Origin of the sequence: Pseudomonas auratipiscis, from assembly GCF_036324085.1 — a bacterium.
In the GTDB taxonomy this organism is placed as follows: domain Bacteria; phylum Pseudomonadota; class Gammaproteobacteria; order Pseudomonadales; family Pseudomonadaceae; genus Aquipseudomonas; species Aquipseudomonas auratipiscis.
In genome coordinates this window covers 39,655-58,895 of record NZ_JAZDCU010000022.1, presented here as the reverse complement: position 1 = coordinate 58,895, position 19,241 = coordinate 39,655, and the positions used below count along the sequence as shown (strand labels likewise).

Sequence of the window (19,241 nt, the reverse complement as noted above, 5' to 3'; positions counted from 1 at the left end):
GATGCCTCCTCGATCAGTTGATCCGTGATGGGGTGGTGGGCGCGGATTGCAGGGTCTTGTCCGGGCTGATCGTGATGGAGGCGCCTTGGGTCAGTTTCAGTTGTCCGGCGGTCACCACCTGCTCCCCAGCTTCCAGGCCCTTGATGACCACCACCAGGCCATCGCGACGTTCGCCGGTTTCGACGAAGCGCCGCTCGGCGACCAGTTCGGGTTGGCCTTCGGCATTTTTCTGCACCTGGCCTTCCTCGTTCTTCTTCGCGACGGCTACATACACCGAGTTGCCATAAAGGGTGTAGGTCACCGCGCTTTCCGGCACCACCACCCGTGGCTGCGGATTGGGCAGCAACACCTGCAGGCTGCTGAACATGCCAGGCAACAGTTTGCCCTCTGGATTGGCCAGGGTGGCGCGAACTTGTACGTTGCGTGTGCTGTCTTCGACTTTGGGGTTGATTGCACTGATTGTGCCGGGGAAGGTTTGCTGAGGATAAGCGGCAACGCTGACCAGCACTTGCTGGCCAATGCTCAGTTTGGGAATGGCCTGCTCGGCGACGAAGAAGTCGACATACAGGCTGCTCAAGTCCTGCAGGGTGGCAATTACGGTACCGCTGGCCAGGTAGGCGCCGATATCCACTTGGCGAATGCCGATGGTGCCGCTGAAGGGGGCGCTGATGCTCTTTTTTGCCAGCGCAGCCTTGAGCTGGTCGACCACGGCCTTGTTGCGCTTGTACTGTGCACTCAGGCGGTCGAATTCTCCGCGAGAAATAGCCTGGCTACCGACCAGTTGGCTACCGCGATTGAAGTCCACCTGGGCCAGGCCCAGGTCGGCCTGGGCGGTGCCAAGCAGCGCGGTTTCAACGTCGCTGTCCAATTCCAGCAGGGGTTGGCCTTTGCTGACTTTCTGCCCGGATTCAAATTGCAGTTTCTTGACCGTGCCTGCGGTTTCCAGGCTCAAGTCGACGCCTTGCAGGGCGGTGAGGCTGCCAACAGCGGGCAGGCGGTTTTGCCAGGCGCGCTCGCTGGACTCGGTCGCCGCCACGCTGATCGGTGGCTTGGGGGCCGAGAACATCTGGACCTGCTGATAGATGGAGAATGCCTTGTAGCTTCCAAGAACCAGCACGAGTAACAGAACAACACCTAACATGATGAGCATGCGGCGGCGCAGCATAGTCCAGTTCCTTGGATACGAATTATTGTTCGTTTGGCACGACAACGGGCGATCCTGCCCACGTGCGATGTAGCCGAATATTACGCATTTGACCTGGCCTGGGAACCCTGTGTTCCAGGCCCAATGACAGTAAGGCCGATCAGGCCAGGTGCAAGTGGTTGTCCCAGAGCCCGGAAGGTAGCTGCAAGGGTTGGCCGATCAGCTCGCTCTTGCGGCAATCATACAGACGGCAACGGCCCTGACCCGAGGTTACGACGAAACCGTCGGCCACCGCGCCAACACCTGCGCAGTCTGGCATCGGGGCGTCCAGGCGAACCTGGGCGGTATCCAGGTCCCAGATGAACAGGCGATTGGCCCGAGGCGCTGTCAAGGCGACCAAGCGCAGCTCACTGTGAATAGCCACGCTGGCAGTGTAGTTGGCCATTGACTGCAGTTGCTGCTCCGGTACGGCAAAAGCCTGAAACGCCTGCCCCGGTCGTTTGATCGCCAGCAATTCAGCCGTTTCCTCGCCTGAGCCCATGAACTGCTGGCCCGCGACGATGGTGCCGTCATTGGCAATCGCCAGGTGGCGCACACTGTTCATCTGTTGCGACAGCACTTCTTTACTCAGCAGGGTGCCGTCGCGCTGCATCAGCACCAGGCTTGGCTGCATGGCATCCAGATTCATCTCTACGCGGCTTTCAGCCTCGGTGCGAATCCCCCCATTGGCGACCACCAGGGTTTCGCCGTCTGGCATCCATGACACCTGGTGAGGACCGATGCCGTGAGTAGAGATTTCACCACTATGGTGCAGGCGCTCACCGTCAAAGCGGTAGACCCCGAGCACGCCACGACCTGGATCGGTGGTGTCGTTCTCGGTTGCGTACAGCCATTCGCCGCTCTTGTGGATAACTGCATGACCATAGAAGTGCCGGTTCGGCTGCGAAGCGATGGTTTGCAGCAAGCGGCCATCGCGCAGGTCGATCAGGTAGCTTTCTGTGCCGGGGCGCCGGGCGACAAACAGGGCAATTGGCTGCTCGGGGTGATTGATGATGTCGTGGCAACGCTGGCCGACCTCGGTGGCGAACACCTGCGTACCATCGAGGCGATAACCGACGGCATAGTGCTTGCCGTCAGCGTCGTCGCGCGCCGAAAGCAACAGTGGGCCGTTGTCCTTGCCGCGAAACAGGGTCCAACCGCCCAGCGTGATGGCGCTGAGCAGGACGCTACCGATTTTCAGAGCCTGGCGTCGCAACATGATCAGTCACCGTCGTTGGCATTGAAGCCCAGCTGAATGCCCAGCGCCTTGGCCAACTCGCCTTCATGCAGGCGGTGGACGACGTTGAGGCTGTCATAGATATCGTTGAGTTGCTGGCGACCGGCTTCGTCTTCAAGCAGTTCGCCCAGCGGCTTCTGTGCGCCGTTCAGCAGTTTCACTGCGTTGGCGTAGGCCGCGTCGATCTTATCGGCCAGGGCTTTCTGGTCCTTGCCCAGCAAGCCGCGCAGCCCCTGGTTGTCGACACCTACCCACACGGTTTGTGCAGCGCTCAGGCTGGCTTCCAGGCTTTTGAGCGAGGAATGGCTGCGCCAGGCTTCTGCCTGCAAAGGCTGAGGAATGCCTTTGCTCAGGCGGCCCATGGGCGCGCCGAGTTTTTTCTTCAACGAATCCAGTGCGGTAACCTGCGCACGCAGCACATCAGCGATGGCTTCATGGGAGTCGGCGTAACGCTGGTTGGGGAACTTGGTCATCTGCGCGAGCATGCCGTCGGTGTTGTTCCAGCCTTTGAGAATCTCTTCGGCCAGGGCTTTCTGATGTTCACCAATGGCGACCAGCAACGGGCAATAGCGGGCCTTCTGTTCGGCGCTGGCGATGTCTGGCTTGCTGTCGAACAGAATGTACTCGTAGGCGGACAGGCCGCGCACTACCACGCTGGACTTGGCAAGGCTTGCAGCATCGACCGGCTTGTCGGCGCCCACCAGTTGCTCGACCTGACGACCGACCAGGTTTTTCTTGTCGGGCCAGAACTGTACTTGCCAGGCGCGGTTGCCTTCGGCCAATGGGCCGATCAACAGCGGTTGCAGCTCGGCCCAGGCTTTTTGCGCGTGCAGAAAGTCGGCGCGTGCCGTGGCAAGGTCCGACTTGCCTTCACAGTAAGCCAGGGCGCTGACAGCCAGTTGACGGTCAGCTTCTACCCAGCGGCTGTAGGTCGGCAAGATCACTTGCTTGGCAATGGCCGCAGATGTCACGGCTTGAGGGTCCTGCGGCGAGCAGGCGCCCAAGGCAAGAGCGGCGAGGCTGGTGAACAACAGTTTAGGTCGGAACATGCCCGGCTCCTTGGTCTTAAAGTGAATTCAGGAACGCCAGCAACGCGGTGCGTTGCTCGGCATTGAAGGTCAATACATGCTGCTTGGCCGCTTCCGCTTCGCCGCCGTGCCACAGCACGGCTTCGAGCAAATTGCGGGCACGACCATCATGAAGAAACTGGGTATGGCCACTGACCGTTTCGGTCAGGCCAATGCCCCACAGCGGTGGCGTGCGCCAGTCCTGGCCGCTGGCGGCAAACTCGCTGCGGTTGTCGGCAAGACCAGGGCCCATGTCGTGCAACAGCAAATCGCTGTAAGGGCGAATGAGTTGGTTGGCCAGCTCGGGTTCGGCGGCATCGGCAGCGGTGGTAAAACTTGGGGTATGGCAACTTTGGCAGCCAGCCTGATGGAACAGGTTTTTCCCGGCAAGCACTTGAGGCGAGTCGACGTCCTGACGCGCAGGTACCGCCAGGTTGCGGGTGTAGAACAGGATCAGGCGAAGAATGTTGTCACTGATTTCAGGTTCGCCATTGGCACCGTTGCCATTGGGGGCCTTCAGGCAGTCGACCTGGCTCGGGGTGCAGTCATCCATCGGCCGCAGGCTGGTAGTCAGGCCCATGTCGCCGGACGCGGCGTGCACGTTTTGCTGGTTGATATTGGGTTGTCCGGCCTTCCAGCCAAAGCGACCCAGGACCGTTTTGCCCTGGGCATCGTCCCAGACCTGGTTGGCGCGGCCACGGATACCGTCTCCGTTGCGATCTTCGGGATCGGCATTGGCCAGGATCGCTGCTTCGGGTATGGCTTCGAGCAGGCCCAAGCCAATCATGGGCGGGGCGACCCGGGCAGAAAAGCGTGTATCAGGGTGCATGGGGCCGTAGCCGAGCTGGGTGATCTGTAGCTGCGGCTGACGCAACTCGACACGGCTACCGTCCTTGAACACGACGGGTACGGGTGTGTATTGAACGCGTACTTTGCCCTCGGGGGCAACGCCTGGTACGGCCATGTCCTGGAGTTGGCCGCCATAGACCGGTTCGGGAACAATCCCCAGTTGCTCGATGACTTTGGCGTACTGCGGCTGGTCAGGGATCGACAGGCGCACGAGCATCGACACTGCATGCTTGGCTGAAGGGCCAGGCGGATGGCCGCGACCGTCCTTGATGTGGCAGTTCTGACAAGCATTGGAGTTGAACAACGGGCCGAGTCCATCGCGGGCGGTGGTGGTCGCCGGAGCGATCACCCAAGGGTTGCGAAAGAAGCTGTTGCCAACACTGAAGTCCAGGCGTCGGCTTGGCGCCAGGTTGGCCGAGGGCATCGAGTAGGCATTCTGGTCGCGCTTGTTGACGGTGGTTTTGCCACCGGCTAAGGCCTCGCCGGGTTCAGCCTGGGTAAAACGCGGGGCGTCGTCGCAGCCGGCCAGAGTCATGGCCAGAAGCAGGGGGCTGAGACGGAGCAGCGACGAAGACATCAAGAATCCTGAGCTTGAGCTAAAAAACCGGCGTGCAAGCTTAGCAGGCTCAGGAACATGGAATAAGAGGGATTTGCGTTAGCTTGATGAAATCTGTCTTTGTTTATCGGGGCGCGCAATGCACCATCGCAGTTGTTACCCGCTTGGTGGGGGGGGCAGCCGTAGGGGAACGGAAACGAAAAAGCGACCCGAGCGGGTCGCTTTTTCAGGTCCAGCCGCTTGATCAGAATTCGTGATCAGCGGTGTCTGGGTTGAGGTTGGTGATGCCCAGCTTGCCAGCGGCTTGTTCGATTGCGCCGGTCTGCTTGACCAGGGAGGCGATTGCGTCGCGTACGATCTGGTTGCCGGCGGTGTTGTCGGCAGCGATCAGTTGATCGTAGTGCTCGCCTTTGAGGGCGTGATCGACAATTACCTGGATTTTCGCTTCGGTCGCTTCCAGGTCGGCCTTCAGCGTGGTGTCGGTGGCGGGGTCGATTTTGGCTACCAGCGACGACAGGCTAGGGCCGGTCAGCTTGGTGCCATCGGCGCGAGTGTACTCGCCCAGGTAGACGTTACGGATACCCTTGGCGTCGTAGAAGTGCGAGTAGTGGGTGTTGTCGCTGAAGCAGTCGTGCTCGTCCTCAGGCGAATTGGCTTCCAGGGAAACCTTCATGCGCTCGCCGGCCAGTTCACCCAGCGACAAGCTACCCATGCCGAACAGCATTTTGCGCAGGCCGTCGGTGACAGGCTCTGCCTCCAGCGTGGCGCGGTAGTTGGTGGCAACGTTCGGTGCCCAGTTGCCGACCATTTCTTCCAGGTCGCTGACCAGCAGTTGAGTCACGGCCTTGAGGTAGGCACGGCGACGCTCGTTGTGACCGCCAGTGGCGCCTGCGCCTTCCAGGTAGTCAGAGGCTGGACGAGCACCGGCGCCTGGGCCGGTGCCGTTCAGGTCCTGGCCCCAGAGGAGGAATTCGATGGCGTGGTAGCCGGTAGCGACGTTGGCTTCGGAACCGCCCAGTTCATTCAGACTGGCCAGTTTTTCTGGGGTGATTTCCTTCACGTCGATCTTGTCTTCGCCGACCTGAATCTCGGTGTTGGCGATGATATTGGCCGAAGCGCCTGGGTTGCCCAGTGCGTGCTCGTAGCTGGCGTCGACGTAGTCGATCAGGCCTTCGTCCAGAGGCCAGGCGTTAACTTGGCCTTCCCAGTCGTCGATGATGGTGTTACCGAAACGGAATACTTCGCTCTGCAGGTAAGGCACGCGAGAAGCGACCCAGGCAGCTTTGGCAGCCTTGAGGGTTTCATCGTTAGGCGTGGCGAGGAAAGCGTCGATAGCGGTCTGCAGGGTTTTGGCGGTGCTCAGCGAGTCGCTGTAGACGGCGTGAACGATGTCGGCGTAGTGCTTGACCACAGCCTTGGCAGCGGCCTCGTCGACGGCACCTGCGGTAGCGGCGGCGGCAGCTGGGGCCGGGGCTTGGGCTTGCGGTGCGGCGGCCTTGTCCTTGTCGTCGCCACAACCGGCGAGAGAGATGGCAATGGCCAACAGACTGGCGGTGGCCAGAGGCATACGAATCATGGTGAATTCCTGCGTCGAGAGGTTGGACAGGCGTACCGAGGTACGCAAAACTGCAACATAATGCGAAAGATTTGCATTTTGTGTAAAGAGGCAGCCACGTAAATATTCAAATGCGTGTATCTGCCTGTTCGCTCAATGTCTTCAGGGGTTTAGAGAATCGAAACTTGATTGCGCTGCGCTTGGCGCAGGAAGGCCGTCAACTCCCTCGCTGGCAGCGGCTTGCTGTAGTGGTAGCCCTGACCTTCATGACAGCCCTGGGCAATGATGTAGGCCTCTTGCTCGGCAGTTTCGACACCTTCGGCGATAACCTGCATGCCCAGGCTCTTGCCCAATTGAATGATGGCGCGAACGATGGTGGCATCGTCGTCGTCATCGAACAGGTCCTGGACGAAGCTCTTGTCGATCTTGATCTTGTCCAGCGGCAGTGATTTCAGGTAGCTGAGCGAAGAGTAGCCGGTACCAAAGTCGTCAATGGCGATCAGTGCGCCGGAGCACCGCAGGCTCAGCAAGTGTTGGGCGGCGGTGCTGATGTCTTCCATCAGGCCGGTTTCCGTAACCTCCAGTTCCAGGCTGCGTGGCGGCAGGCGATAGATTTGCAGCAAGTTGTTGACCACTCGCGGCAGCTCGTTGTGGTGCAGTTGCACAGTCGAGAGGTTGACCGCCATGCGCAATTCGCTGAAGCCTTGATCGTGCCATTCGCGCAATTGCCGGCACGCCTGATCGAGTATCCACTCGCCAATGGTGATGATGTTGCCGTTCTGTTCCGCCAAGGGAATGAACTGGTCCGGGGGCACTAAGCCCAACTCCGGATGCTGCCAGCGCAGCAGGGCCTCGACACCGACCACACGATGATCGCGGTAGCTGATCTGTGGCTGGTAGACCAGGTACAATTGATTGCGCGGCAGGGCTTCGCGCAGGTCTTTTTCCAGCTCCCGGCGACGGCGCATTTCGCTGTCGACGCTGGCGATGTAGAACTGGTAGCGATTGCGCGAGCGAGTCTTGGCCAGGGTCATGGTCTGCTCGGCTTTTTGCAGCAGTTTTTCGGTGCTGTCGCCGTCTTCCGGGAACAAGGTGATACCGATCGTTGCCCGCAGGCGGATTTCCTGATGGTCGAGGGCGAAGGGCGCCTCCAGGTCATCGAGAATGCTTTGCGCCAGTTCGGCGGCTTCGTAGGGCTGCTCTATGTCAGCCTGGACCAGAGCAAACTGGTCGCCACCCAAGCGTGCGAGGGCACCAAGACGACCGCTGTGGGCGCGCAGGCGATCAGCCAGGGCCAACAGCAGCTGGTCCCCAGTCTGATAGCTGAATTGCTCATTGATACCTTTGAAGTCATCCAGGCCAACACACAACACGGCGACCCGGCGTTGCAGGCGCCCGGCGTCGACGAGGATCTTGTCCAGTTGCTGTTGAAGTTGCTGGCGGTTGGGCAGGCCGGTGAGAAAGTCGTACTGGGCCATGCGCAACAGGCTGTTCTCGGCCTCGTGGCGCAAATGTGTATTGCGCTCGATCGAGGCCAGAAGCTGGTTTGCGGTATTGACCCATACACCCAGTTCGTTGCGCTCGTGCCCCTTGATCAGCGGTAACTGGTGCTGGCTGGGGCGGTCGGGATTGATCTGGGTAAGGTGCTCGATGATTTTTGACAGGGGCTTGGTCAACATCCAGTGATACACCAGATACAGCACCAGGCCCATGGCCAGGGCGCGAAGCACGCCGGATATGAAGATGATGACCGAATTGACCAGGAAGCCCGCGCCATAGGCGGCCGTGTCGAGGGTAATGCTCAAGTCGCCATAATATTCGCTGTAGGGGCCACGGCCGACCAGTTGCGTGGTGAACGTGCGCTCCTGTCCGAGAATCAGGTCGGTCAACCAGCGCGAGGACGACTCCTGCAGGGGGCGGTTTTTCTCGGCGAGCATGGTCTCATTGGGATGGCCAATGGAAGCCATGCGCACGGATTCGTCCTGGAACAACCCCTCCATGACCTGCATGCCCATTTCCTTGTCCAGGCTATAGACCGCCTGGGTGGATGGGTCGCGAAACATGTCGAGAATTCGCTGGGCATCGTTGGCCACTGCCTGACGCGTCTTGTAGGCGTCGAAGACGATCTGCGCACAACTGAGAACGACACCAACCACCAGTGCCGAGAGCAGTACGACCCTGAGCAACTTGACCGATAAGCTGTTTTTAAGTTCCAGCTTCAATGGGGTTTCCTTAATCCATGCGCATGACATCATTTTGCCATCAATTTTGGCAATCCACTATCGGCCGTTGTCACAACCTTCACGCTAAAGGCGAAGTGTTTCCTGCAATCTCTTTATCGGATGCCCGGCCTTGCGACTTTAATACTGAAAGTGAACTTTCCAAGAGTTGATGTTAGCGCGGTATCAGCATGGAGCAAGAGCCAGTCGCTGTCTCTAAGTCGAAAAAAAACCCGGACAAGCCGGGTTTTTTTCACTGCGTTCGCTTAAGCGGTGAAGGTCTTGCCTTCGAACTGCTCAGCAACGAACTTCCAGTTGACCAGGTTCCAGAATGCCTCGACATACTTGGGACGCAGGTTGCGGTAGTCGATGTAGTAGGCATGTTCCCAGACGTCGCAAGTCAGCAGTGGGGTATCACCGCTGGTCAGCGGGCAGCCGGCGCCGATGGTGCTGGCCAGAGCCAGGGAACCGTCAGCCTTTTTCACCAGCCAGCCCCAACCGGAACCGAAGGTGCCGACGGAAGTCTTGGTGAACTCTTCCTTGAACTTGTCGAAGGAGCCGAATGCAGCGTTGATGGCTTCAGCCAGCGCACCGGTAGGTTGGCCACCAGCGTTTGGCGCCAGGCAGTTCCAGTAGAAGGTGTGGTTCCAGACCTGAGCGGCGTTGTTGAAGATACCGCCCGAGGAAGACTTGACGATCTCTTCCAGGGTTTTGCCTTCGAACTCGGTGCCTGGGACCAAGTTGTTCAGGTTCACGACATAGGTGTTGTGGTGCTTGTCGTGGTGGAACTCCAAGGTTTCCTTGGAAATGTGCGGCTGCAGAGCGTCGTGTGCATAAGGCAGCGGCGGCAATTCAAAAGCCATGGTGATTCTCCTAATCAGGTCTGATGCGGTGAGCGCAAGGCCGATCACGGGCGGCCGGTGTGCGTCGGGGAGTTTGTACTCTTTGCGACGCAAGGGCTGGATCATAGCACCCGGCCCTGTGCTTAACCACGCAACAAGTGTAGGGGAAAGAGGTTCCAGAGCCTTCGAACCCGGCAGACGAGCGGCAATCAGGCGAAGATCAACTGGGCCGCGACCGCGAACATCATCACCGCGACCATCAAGTCCAGCAGCCGCCAGGTGCCTGGGCGAGCCAGCCATGGGGCAAGCCAGGCGGCGCCCAGGGCCAGGGTGAAGAACCACAGCAGCGAAGCACTGGCCGCACCCGCCACGTAGGCGCCAGGCACAGTCTGTTGCGCGCCAAGGGAGCCGATCAGCAACACTGTGTCCAGATAAACGTGGGGGTTGAGCAGGGTGACGGCCAAGGCGCTGAGCAGCACCGCCCGGCGCGATCGCAGACCCTGGCCTTCTTCTTGTTGCAGGCTTTGTTTCGAGCAAGCGCGCAGCAATGCCTTGCTGCCGTACCAGATCAGGAAAACGGCGCCACCCCAGCGCGCCACCGCCAGCAAGGTCGGGTTTTGTGCCAGCACCGTTGCGAGGCCGAAGACCCCAGCGGCAACCAGCAAGGCGTCGCACAGCACACATAGCGCCGCCACCGGCAAATGATGTTCACGGCGCAGACTCTGGGCCAGGACGAAGGCATTCTGGGTGCCGATCGCCATGATCAGGCCGAAGGCGACCAACAGGCCGTTCAGGTAGCTTTGCCACATAGGAAGCGCTCCACAAGCACCGGCAGGCGGCCGGCACGGAAATCGGAAAGAAGATGCTGGCCATTTTGCGGTCAAGGTCTGTATAAGAAAAACAAATAAAGCTGATCCGGCATTAGGAAAAATAATGTTCGATTACAAATTGCTCTCGGCCCTCGCAGCAGTCATCGAGCAGGCCGGTTTCGAGCGCGCAGCGCAGGTGCTGGGCTTGTCGCAATCGGCGATCTCGCAGCGCATCAAACTGCTGGAGGCGCGCGTCGGGCAACCGGTGCTGATCCGCGCCAACCCTCCGAGCCCAACCGATGTCGGCCGGCAGTTACTCAACCATGTGCAGCAGGTGCGCTTGCTGGAGCGCGACCTGCAAAGCCAGGTGCCAGCGCTTAACGAGGAGGGCATGCCGGAGCGCTTGCGCATCGCACTGAACGCCGACAGCCTGGCCACTTGGTGGGCGAGTGCGGTGGGGGCTTTTTGTGCCGACCAGCAGGTGTTGCTGGATCTGGTGGTGGAGGATCAGGAAGTCGGTCTCAAGCGCATGCGTGCCGGTGAAGTGGCCGCCTGCTTGTGTGGCAGTGAGCGGCCGGTGGCGGGTGCACGCAGTATTCTGCTGGGGGCCATGCGCTATCGTGCGCTGGCCAGTCCGGCCTTCATGGCGCGCTATTTTGCCGAAGGCTTCGACGCCAAGCGCTTACCGCGCACCCCGGCGCTGGTCTTCGGGCCGGATGATTTTCTTCAGCACCGCTACCTGGCTACCTTGGGCAGCCAGGATGGCTTCATGCATCACTTGTGTCCTTCTTCGGAAGGTTTCTTGCGCATGACCGAGGCGGGGCTGGGATGGGGACTCGTGCCCGAACTGCAGGTCCGTGAGCAGTTGGCCAGTGGGCGTCTGGTAGAAATTTCGGCGGATAAACCCATCGATGTGCCGTTGTACTGGCATCATTGGCGCAACGGCGGGCAACTGCTCGGGCAATTGACCGAGCACTTGCGACAGACCGCAAGGCAATGGCTGGTGCCCTTGTAGGCACGGGTAGCGTCAGCAGCATCTGAAAATTGGTTAGGCGGAGTGGTACATGCGAATTCTGGTCACCGGCGCAAGCGGCTTTATCGGCGGGCGCTTTGCGCGCTTTGCCCTGGAGCAGGGTCTTGATGTTCGGGTCAACGGCCGGCGTGCCGAAGGCGTCGAACACCTGGTGCGCCGCGGGGCTCAGTTCACTCCCGGCGATTTGGGCGATGCCGATCTGGCGCGACGCCTGTGCCAAGGCGTCGATGCGGTGGTGCATTGTGCCGGGGCGGTGGGTAACTGGGGCCGCTACCAGGACTTCTACCAGGGCAACGTGGTAGTCACCGAGAACGTGGTCGAGGCTTGTCTCAAGGAACAGGTGCGGCGCCTGGTGCACTTGTCGTCACCGTCGATCTACTTCAACGGCCGCTCGCAGTTGAATATCAATGAAGAGCAGGTGCCGCGGCGCTTCCATGATCACTATGGGGCCACCAAGTACCTGGCGGAGCAGAAAGTGTTCGGGGCGCAGGAGTTTGGCCTGGAAGTAATGGCGCTGCGGCCACGTTTCGTTACCGGGGCGGGTGATGTCAGTATTTTCCCGCGGCTGTTGCAGATGCAGCGCAAACGCCGCCTGGCCATCATCGGAAACGGCCTGAACAAGGTCGATTTCACCAGTGTGCAGAATCTCAACGAAGCGCTGCTCAGCGCTTTGTTCGCCGATGAACAGGCCCTGGGCCAGGCGTACAACATCAGTAATGGTCATCCACTGCCCGTGTGGGATGTGGTCAACTACGTGATGCGCCAGATGCATTTGCCACAAGTCACCCGCTATCGCTCCTATGGCCTGGCCTACAGCTTGGCCGCGTTGAATGAGGGGGCTTGCATGCTCTGGCCAGGCCGCCCACAGCCGACCCTGTCGCGCCTGGGGATGCAGGTGATGAGCAAGGACTTCACCTTGGATATCACCCGCGCCCGGCAGTTGCTGGACTACCGACCCACCGTCAGTTTGTGGACCGCCTTGGATGAGTTTTGTGGCTGGTGGAAGGCGCAACAGTCCCATCGGTGAACCCGCAGGTGGGTTTGTGGTCGATCAGTGCGCCGTGTAAGCGGTTTATACTAGTGCCTATTTGCTATTACGGCGGTTGAAGGCTCCCATGCGTAACGATGCTCAAGAAAATTTCGACAATGTTCCGACGCTGCGTGCCCAGTTGCGCGACGACGATGACTTCGACAGTCTGCCGCCAGACCGCGGTCCGATTGTAGCTGGCGCGCGTAAAGCTCCACGGGCGGCAAGCACCGGGCCATTGTGGGCATTGCTGGGGGCATCGGTGATTGCATTGGCGGGGCTTGGCTGGTGGAGTTTCCAGCAGATCTCGTTGATGGAACAGCAATTGATTGCGACCCAGGAAAGCTTTGCCCGTATCAGCGAAGAAGCGGCAGGGCGGCTGCAGGTGATCAGTGGCAAGGTCGATGCCAGTGAGACCAGTGTCAACAGCGGCAGCGAGGCGTTGAAGCTGCAGATCAAGCAACTGCAAGCCAATCTGCTCGAACAGAAACAGCAGCAACAGGGTGTCGCTGGCCAAGCCGGCGATTTGAGCAAGCGCCTCGAGCAAGTGCTGGCCCAGGCCACTTTGCAGCAAACGGCTTCGGCAGCGGCCACGGCCAAGTTGCAGGAAGAGTTGCAGGCACAGCTCAAGGCGGTGAATGCCGAGTTGGCTGTCTTGAAGGCGGCGCAAGTTGATGGCGGCAAGCTCGATACCCAGATCAAAAGCCTCACTGCCGATATTGCGGCCTTGAAGAAGCAGGGCAATCCGAATGCTGCTATCGAGCGTCTGGAGCAGGATTTGTTGGTGCTGCGCAGCGAGCAGGACAACCGTCCGGCAACGCCTGTAGCGGCGGGAGCTTCGGTTGCCGAGTTTGATGCGTTCCGACGTCAGATGAGTCGCAGCATTACGACTTTGCAGAGTCAGGTACAGAACCTGCAGCAGCAGATCAACGCTCGGCCTTAGCCGGTGGGGCGTAGTGCGTGATCTGCTGCGCAGTGGTGGTAAAACCTGAGTTACATCCGTGGATAGTCGATGTAACCCACCGGACCTTTGGCGTAGAAGGTTTCCGGGTGCGCTTCGTTCAAGGGGGCATCCGCCGCCAGTCGCGCCGGCAGGTCAGGGTTGGCAATGAACGGGACGCCGAAGGCAACTGCATCGGCTCGACCGCTGGCCAATGATGCGTTGGCGCTGGCTTTGGTGAAACGCTCGTTGACGATGTAAGGACCGCCGAACGCTTCCTTGATCAATGGTCCGATGCTGTCGTCGCCTTCTTTTTCTCGTGAGCAGATGAAGGCAATTTTGCGCTTGCCCAGCTCACGGGCAACGTAGGTGAAGGTTTCTGCGCGATTGGCATCGCCCATGTCGTGCAGGTCGGCACGTGGGGACAGATGAACACCGACCCGTTGCGCGCCCCATACCTCGATCAAGGCATCAGTCACTTCCAACAGCAGGCGCGCACGGTTTTCCAGGGAACCACCGTATTGGTCGCTGCGCAGATTGGTGCTGCTCTGCAGGAATTGATCGAGCAGGTAGCCATTGGCGGCATGTACTTCCACGCCATCAAAACCTGCAGCCTTGGCGTTCTCGGCGCCGGTGCGATACGCCTCGACGATATCGGCAATTTCCTCGGTTTCCAGGGCCCGTGGGGTCGGGAAGTCGGCCATCGGACGCACCAGGCTGACGTGGCCTTTGGGCTGGATTGCGCTCGGTGCTACCGGGGCTTCGCCATTGAGGTAGAGCGGGTGCGAGATGCGCCCCACATGCCACAGTTGCAGGTAGATCCGTCCGCCAACAGCGTGGATGGCTTTGGTCACGTTGGTCCAGCCGCGTACCTGATCGCTGGACCAGATGCCAGGGGTGTCTGGATAACCGACACCCATCGGTGTTACCGAAGTGGCTTCGCTCAGAATCAGGCCGGCGCTGGCGCGTTGTACGTAGTACTCGGCTATCAGCGCATTCGGCACTCGGCCTTGGTCGGCGCGGCAACGGGTCAGCGGGGCCATGATGATGCGGTTCGGCAGCTCAAGGTCGCCGAGGGTGATCGGGTCGAAAATAGTCGTCATAGGTACCTCAAGACTGATTAATGAGTAGCAGGTGCCAGTTCGGTTTTGCCGCCGCGCTGGCTGAAAGTGATCAGGGTGACGATGAGGGCGAGTACTGCCAGTGCAGCGGCTGCCAGGGGGACGCGGGTAAGGCCCAGTCCTTGTGCGATGACCGTGCCGCCAACCCAGGCACCGAGGGCGTTGCCCAGGTTGAATGCGCCAATGTTCAGGGTCGATACAAGGTTGGGGGCAGCCTTGCCGAAGGTCACCACGTTGACCTGCAGTGCAGGTACGGCGGCGAAGGCAGCTGTGGCCCAGAGGAACAAGGTGATTTCCGCGGGGATCAACGCAGAGCTGGTCCAGCTCAGTACAGTGGAGATCACGGCCATGCTGGCGAACACGCCAACCAGGGTTGCGGCGAGGCGCTTGTCCGCCAACTTGCCTCCGACAATGTTGCCCAGGGTCAGGCCAACACCAATCAACAGCAGGGTCCAGGTCACGCCGCGCGGCGACACGCCGGTGACATCACCCAGCAGTGGTGCGACATAGGTGAACAGGGCAAACATCGAGGCCGAGAACAGTACGGTCATCGACAACGACAACCAGATACCCGCGCCCTTGAGGGCGGCCAGTTCGGCACGCATGTCGAGCTTTTCTTCGTCATGGCGAAACGGCAGGAAGCGGATCAGGCCGATCAAGGCAATCACGCCGATCACCGTCACTGCCCAAAACGTTGAGCGCCAGCCGTACTCCTGACCCAGGGCAGTGCCCAGCGGCACGCCAAGCACGTTGGCCAGGGTTAAACCCGTGAACATCAGTGCCACCGCCGAGGCGCGACGATTGGCTGGTACCAGGCTGGCTGCCACCACCGAACCGATACCGAAGAAGGCGCCGTGACACAGGGCGGTGACCACCCGGGCGAACATCAGCAGGTTGTAGTCGCTGGCCACCGCACACAGCAGGTTGCCGACGATGAACACGCCCATCAGGGCGATCAACGCAGCTTTGCGCGGTAGCCGCGAGGTGGCCAGGGCCATGAATGGCGCGCCGATAGCCACGCCTAATGCGTAGCCGGTGACCAGCCAGCCTGCGCCGGGAATCGTCACGCCCAGGTCTGCTGCAACATCAGGCAGCAGACCCATGATCACGAACTCGGTGGTACCAATGGCGAAGGCGCTGAGCGCCAGGATTATTAATGAAAGGGGCATTGCAAGGTCCTTGTCAGAGCTCATTGCTCATCTGCTTGAGGAACGCCTGGATGGTTTCCTCGTTGCGCTTGAAAAAATGCCACTGGCCGATCTTCTGGCTGCTGATAAGGCCGGCACGCTGCAAGGTGGCCAGGTGGGCCGAGACGGTTGACTGCGACAGGCCGCAGCGTTGGTCGATTTGACCGGCGCAGACACCGTGTTCGGTACTGTGGTGCTGGTCAGGAAATTGCGCGTCGGGGTCTTTCAGCCAGTTGAGGATTTCTCGCCGTACTGGGTGGGCCAGGGCTTTTATTATTTCGTCGAGATCGAGAGGCATGGTTGGGCTCGTGGTTGTGTAGCGGTATATCGCGATGAGGCGAAATATAAATCGATATTTCGCGATATACAAATATGAAGAGGTTCTTAGCTCAGCTTGAATCGCTATATCGGGTTATAACGATATGGCCGGCACAGGTGCTAAACTGCGCGCATGAACTATCTCGCACACCTACATCTGGGCGGCCAGCAGCCCGAGCAGTTGCTCGGCAGTCTCTATGGCGATTTTGTCAAAGGGCCGCTGGCCGGGCGCTTTTCTGTTTCCTTGGAAGCGGCTATTCGCTTGCATCGGCAGATTGATGTATTCACCGACAGTCATCCCTTGGTACTGCAGTCGCTCGCGCGCTTTCCCCGGGAACGGCGACGCTATGCCGGGATCATCCTTGATGTGTTTTTCGATCATTGTCTGGCGTTGCACTGGCAGGACTATGCCGAGCAGCCGCTGGAGCAATTTACCGGCAACGTCTATCAAGTGTTGGCAGCGCAAGCGGACTTACCCGGACGGCTGGCACAGATCGCACCGTACATGGCGGCGGACGATTGGCTGGGCTCATACCGTGATTTTGCAGTGTTGGAGCAGGTGTTTCGCGGTATCGCCCGGCGCCTGTCGCGCCCGGAGGGCATGGACGGGGCGCTGGAAGAGGTTGACGCGCTGTACGCACCGCTGATGGAAGACTTCCGCAGCTTTTACCCCGAGTTACAAGCCTTCGCCGGCAAGGCCTTGTCTCAGCGTTAGGCCGCCTTGGCCCGACGTTGTGTCTGGACCGCCGGCTGGTTCGTACCAAACAATGCGGTTTGAATAGCCTGCTGCGCCTTGAACGCCAGCGCTGCCCGTTCTTCACCGCTACTGGGTATCGGCTTTAGCAGGTGGATTTCCACTTCTGCGCATTCATGCTTGAACAAGCGCATCAGGTGCGAAAGCAGATCATCATCGCCAACGAACGGGGCGATTGGATCGACCTGGCCATCGCGAAGGTAGCGCAACGCCACCGGTTGCAGGGGTACCTGAGTGTCGATGGCACTGGCCAACAGGCGGCCATGGAAGGTGCGTAGGCTGCGACCATCCGTGGTGGTGCCTTCCGGGAACATCAACAACGCGCAGGCGTGTTGCAGATGCTGGCTGATTTGGCTGCGCAACAACTGGCTGTCACTGCCACCGCGACGGATGAACAGGGTCCCGGCCTTGAGCGCCAGCCAACCTGCTACTGGCCAGGTGCGAACTTCTGCCTTGGACAGAAATGACAGCGGGGTGAGCATGCCAAGCAGGGGGATGTCGGTCCAGGACACATGGTTGCTGACCCAGAGCATGGGTTGTTGCGGCAATTGGCCGAGCACGCGAACCTTGAAGGGCAGGGCATTACTCAGCTTACGCATGAACAGTTGTGACCAGCGCTGGCGGCGTTCAGCCGAGGCCGGGATGCGCAGCTGTTCGTAGAAGGTGAATAACGCAGCCATGCCTAAACCGAACATTACCACCAGCAGCACCCGCAGAACGCGTGCGAGTACGCGCAAGCGCTGCATCACACCGCCGCCTTGAAGTGGCGGGCATAGCGCGGGCATAGCTCGTCGCGTTTTAGCAGGATGAAAACATCGGCGACCTGGAAGTCTTCATCCCAGCAGGGCTCGCCGCAAATCTTCGCCCCCAGGCGCATGTAGGCCTTGAGCAGCGGTGGCATTTCGGCGATGACGTTGCCGGGTAGTGCCAGGCTTGGCAGCGGATTCTTCGGTTCGGCGCGCAGGTTTTCAGTGCACAGGTGGCGTTCGCGCAGGCGCTGCATGATCGCGTGGGCTTGCACACCGCCGTCCTGCATGGGAATGCTGGCGCAGCCCATCAGGTAGCTGTAGCGACCCTCATTGAGCACTTCTGCCAACTCGGCCCAGAGCACGGCGATGGTGCCGCCGTTGCGGTAGGCAGGGTCGACGCAGGTGCGACCGAGTTCCAGTATGGGGCCTTGCAGGTGGCCAAGACCATGCAGGCTGAATTCTTCTTCGCTGTAGAAGCGCCCCAGGCTGTTGGCCGCCTGGTGGTCGAGCAAGCGAGTGGTGGCAACCAAACGACCGCTGATGAGATCGCGCACACCGATGTGGCGGCAATGAATGTCGTAGTCATCGATGTCCAGGCCCAACTCGGCACCCTTGAGCTTGGCGTTGAATTCACCGCTGAAAACGTTGAAACGAAGCGTTTGTGCTTCCTGCAGGGCCGTTGGCCCGACCAGGCGTTCGGCTTGTAGACGGCGTTCAGTGCTGTTGTCGCTAGTGCGAGCGATCCGAGTCATTACGAGTCTCCATAAGCCAGCCATGGGTTGCGGCCGGTCGGCTTTGTTGTGCAAGCTCAGCCTAGGTAGACGCAGTGTCACCCCCATGAACCTTTGGTGATGCTTGTATGACAGCCCTCGAGGAGCGCTCCAATGACCTGGCTGCAACGACTCAACGACCCGCAACGACATCATTTTTCGGACAGTCTGGCTGACAGCTACAGCAGTTTGCTGGGGCGACTGGGGGCGGTCAGTCCGTTTGAATTGGCCGTGCTGGGCGCGCGGGCCATGCCAACTCCGGGACTGGCCTTTCTGCTCGGTTACCAGGCGGCCTTGCGGGTGCTTTGGCCAAGCGCCCCGGCGAGCCTTGGTGCCTTGTGTGCCAGCGAGCGACGCAGCGTACGGCCGGCGGATATGCAGGTACGCCTGGATGATCTGCGTCTGAGCGGCAGCAAGGACTTCGTCACTGCCGGGCTGGACGCCGAGTGGCTGCTGGTCGCTGCACGCAGCGAGGTCTCTGGCGAATCACCGCAAGTGAGCCTGGCAGTGGTCTATCCGGGTGAGCCGGGCGTGCGCCTTGAGCCGCTGCCCGCTTTGCCCTTGATGCCGGAAGTGGGGCATGCCCGCCTGCACCTGGATCAAGCCTTGTGTGAGCGCTTGGCGGGGGACGGCTGGGACGCTTATGTCAAACCCTTCCGCACCCTTGAAGACCTCTATGTGCTCAGCGCCCTGTGCGCCTGGCTTTATGGCGTGGGGCAAGACAGTGGATGGCCGCAAGCCTTGCAATTACGACTGATCGGTCTGCTGGGTGGCTGCGCCGAGGGTAGCCGTCAATGCGCAGACTCCACTGCATGCCATTTGCTGCTGGGTGGATTGTTCGCCCAATTCGCTGCGCTCAAGGATGAGATCAACCGGGCCTTGTGCCAATCGACGGGGGAGTGGGCTGCGTTATGGCAACGCGACCAGGGGTTGCTGGAAATCGCCAGTGCCGCGCGTGCCAAGCGCCTGGCCAAAGCCTGGGCCAGCGCCGGATTGTCATGAAGACAGGCTAGTCTGAGAAGACC

At 60.2% G+C, this 19,241-nt stretch carries 18 protein-coding genes; 5 read left to right on the top strand and 13 right to left on the bottom strand.

Annotated features, from left to right (window positions below; all coding sequences use genetic code 11):
• Positions 1 to 13: 13 nt before the first annotated feature.
• From V0R60_RS23650 to V0R60_RS23615, 8 genes are all read right to left on the bottom strand, one after another.
• A complete protein-coding gene (locus V0R60_RS23650; protein ID WP_136474720.1) occupies positions 14 to 1,165 on the bottom strand; it encodes an efflux RND transporter periplasmic adaptor subunit in 1,152 nt (383 codons plus the stop codon).
• 139 nt (positions 1,166 to 1,304) lie between these two features.
• A complete protein-coding gene (locus tag V0R60_RS23645) occupies positions 1,305 to 2,402 on the bottom strand; it encodes a DUF1513 domain-containing protein (RefSeq protein WP_330080791.1) in 1,098 nt (365 codons plus the stop codon).
• A gap of 2 nt (positions 2,403 to 2,404) precedes the next feature.
• Positions 2,405 to 3,469 carry an imelysin family protein gene (locus V0R60_RS23640; RefSeq protein WP_136474722.1) on the bottom strand — a complete coding sequence of 355 codons (1,065 nt, stop codon included), beginning with the start codon at positions 3,467 to 3,469 and terminating at the stop codon, positions 2,405 to 2,407.
• A 16-nt stretch (positions 3,470 to 3,485) separates the two neighbouring features.
• The gene (locus V0R60_RS23635; protein ID WP_330080790.1) at positions 3,486 to 4,913 is read right to left on the bottom strand and encodes a di-heme oxidoreductase family protein; all 1,428 of its coding nucleotides are present in this window, start codon (positions 4,911 to 4,913) and stop codon (positions 3,486 to 3,488) included.
• A gap of 223 nt (positions 4,914 to 5,136) precedes the next feature.
• A complete protein-coding gene (locus V0R60_RS23630; RefSeq protein WP_330080789.1) occupies positions 5,137 to 6,468 on the bottom strand; it encodes an imelysin family protein in 1,332 nt (443 codons plus the stop codon).
• 149 nt (positions 6,469 to 6,617) lie between these two features.
• Positions 6,618 to 8,699, bottom strand: a complete 2,082-nt coding sequence (locus V0R60_RS23625; protein WP_375547298.1) for a putative bifunctional diguanylate cyclase/phosphodiesterase — start codon at positions 8,697 to 8,699, stop codon at positions 6,618 to 6,620.
• A 233-nt stretch (positions 8,700 to 8,932) separates the two neighbouring features.
• On the bottom strand, positions 8,933 to 9,529 hold the full coding sequence (locus tag V0R60_RS23620; RefSeq protein ID WP_136474726.1) for a superoxide dismutase: 597 nt from the start codon (positions 9,527 to 9,529) through the stop codon (positions 8,933 to 8,935).
• A 188-nt stretch (positions 9,530 to 9,717) separates the two neighbouring features.
• A complete protein-coding gene (locus V0R60_RS23615) occupies positions 9,718 to 10,317 on the bottom strand; it encodes a LysE/ArgO family amino acid transporter (protein WP_136474727.1) in 600 nt (199 codons plus the stop codon).
• A gap of 124 nt (positions 10,318 to 10,441) precedes the next feature.
• On the opposite strand from V0R60_RS23615, the gene V0R60_RS23610 reads away from it, so the two are divergent.
• The 3 genes from V0R60_RS23610 to V0R60_RS23600 all read left to right on the top strand — a co-directional run bounded on the left by V0R60_RS23610 (position 10,442) and on the right by V0R60_RS23600 (position 13,320).
• A complete protein-coding gene (locus tag V0R60_RS23610) occupies positions 10,442 to 11,332 on the top strand; it encodes a LysR family transcriptional regulator ArgP (protein ID WP_136474728.1) in 891 nt (296 codons plus the stop codon).
• A 49-nt stretch (positions 11,333 to 11,381) separates the two neighbouring features.
• Positions 11,382 to 12,377, top strand: coding sequence for an NAD-dependent epimerase/dehydratase family protein (locus tag V0R60_RS23605; protein ID WP_136474729.1), 996 nt, complete (start codon positions 11,382 to 11,384; stop codon positions 12,375 to 12,377).
• A gap of 88 nt (positions 12,378 to 12,465) precedes the next feature.
• Positions 12,466 to 13,320, top strand: a complete 855-nt coding sequence (locus tag V0R60_RS23600; protein WP_136474730.1) for an ATPase — start codon at positions 12,466 to 12,468, stop codon at positions 13,318 to 13,320.
• 50 nt (positions 13,321 to 13,370) lie between these two features.
• On the opposite strand, the gene V0R60_RS23595 is transcribed toward V0R60_RS23600, so the two are convergent.
• Genes V0R60_RS23595 through V0R60_RS23585 form a run of 3 tightly spaced genes read right to left on the bottom strand, consistent with a single transcriptional unit; the run spans position 13,371 to position 15,923 of the window.
• Entirely contained in the window at positions 13,371 to 14,420 is a 1,050-nt protein-coding gene (locus tag V0R60_RS23595; protein ID WP_330080787.1) for an alkene reductase, read from the bottom strand.
• 17 nt (positions 14,421 to 14,437) lie between these two features.
• On the bottom strand, positions 14,438 to 15,607 hold the full coding sequence (locus tag V0R60_RS23590) for an MFS transporter (RefSeq protein WP_136474732.1): 1,170 nt from the start codon (positions 15,605 to 15,607) through the stop codon (positions 14,438 to 14,440).
• Positions 15,608 to 15,620: 13 nt separating this feature from the next.
• Positions 15,621 to 15,923, bottom strand: a complete 303-nt coding sequence (locus tag V0R60_RS23585; RefSeq protein ID WP_136474733.1) for an ArsR/SmtB family transcription factor — start codon at positions 15,921 to 15,923, stop codon at positions 15,621 to 15,623.
• Between the two features lie 153 nt (positions 15,924 to 16,076).
• Here V0R60_RS23585 and V0R60_RS23580 point away from each other — a divergent pair, with 153 nt between their 5' ends.
• On the top strand, positions 16,077 to 16,658 hold the full coding sequence (locus V0R60_RS23580) for an acyl carrier protein phosphodiesterase (RefSeq protein WP_330080786.1): 582 nt from the start codon (positions 16,077 to 16,079) through the stop codon (positions 16,656 to 16,658).
• Here V0R60_RS23580 and V0R60_RS23575 read toward each other — a convergent pair.
• On the bottom strand, positions 16,655 to 17,443 hold the full coding sequence (locus V0R60_RS23575; protein WP_136474735.1) for a lysophospholipid acyltransferase family protein: 789 nt from the start codon (positions 17,441 to 17,443) through the stop codon (positions 16,655 to 16,657). The two genes, V0R60_RS23580 and V0R60_RS23575, sit on opposite strands and share 4 nt — an antisense overlap.
• Entirely contained in the window at positions 17,443 to 18,198 is a 756-nt protein-coding gene (gene olsB, locus V0R60_RS23570; protein ID WP_330080785.1) for an L-ornithine N(alpha)-acyltransferase, read from the bottom strand. The genes V0R60_RS23575 and olsB overlap by 1 nt, the downstream gene beginning before the upstream one ends.
• Before the next feature lie 132 nt (positions 18,199 to 18,330).
• Here olsB and V0R60_RS23565 point away from each other — a divergent pair, with 132 nt between their 5' ends.
• Positions 18,331 to 19,218, top strand: coding sequence for an acyl-CoA dehydrogenase middle domain-containing protein (locus V0R60_RS23565; RefSeq protein ID WP_330080784.1), 888 nt, complete (start codon positions 18,331 to 18,333; stop codon positions 19,216 to 19,218).
• Positions 19,219 to 19,241 lie beyond the last annotated feature (23 nt).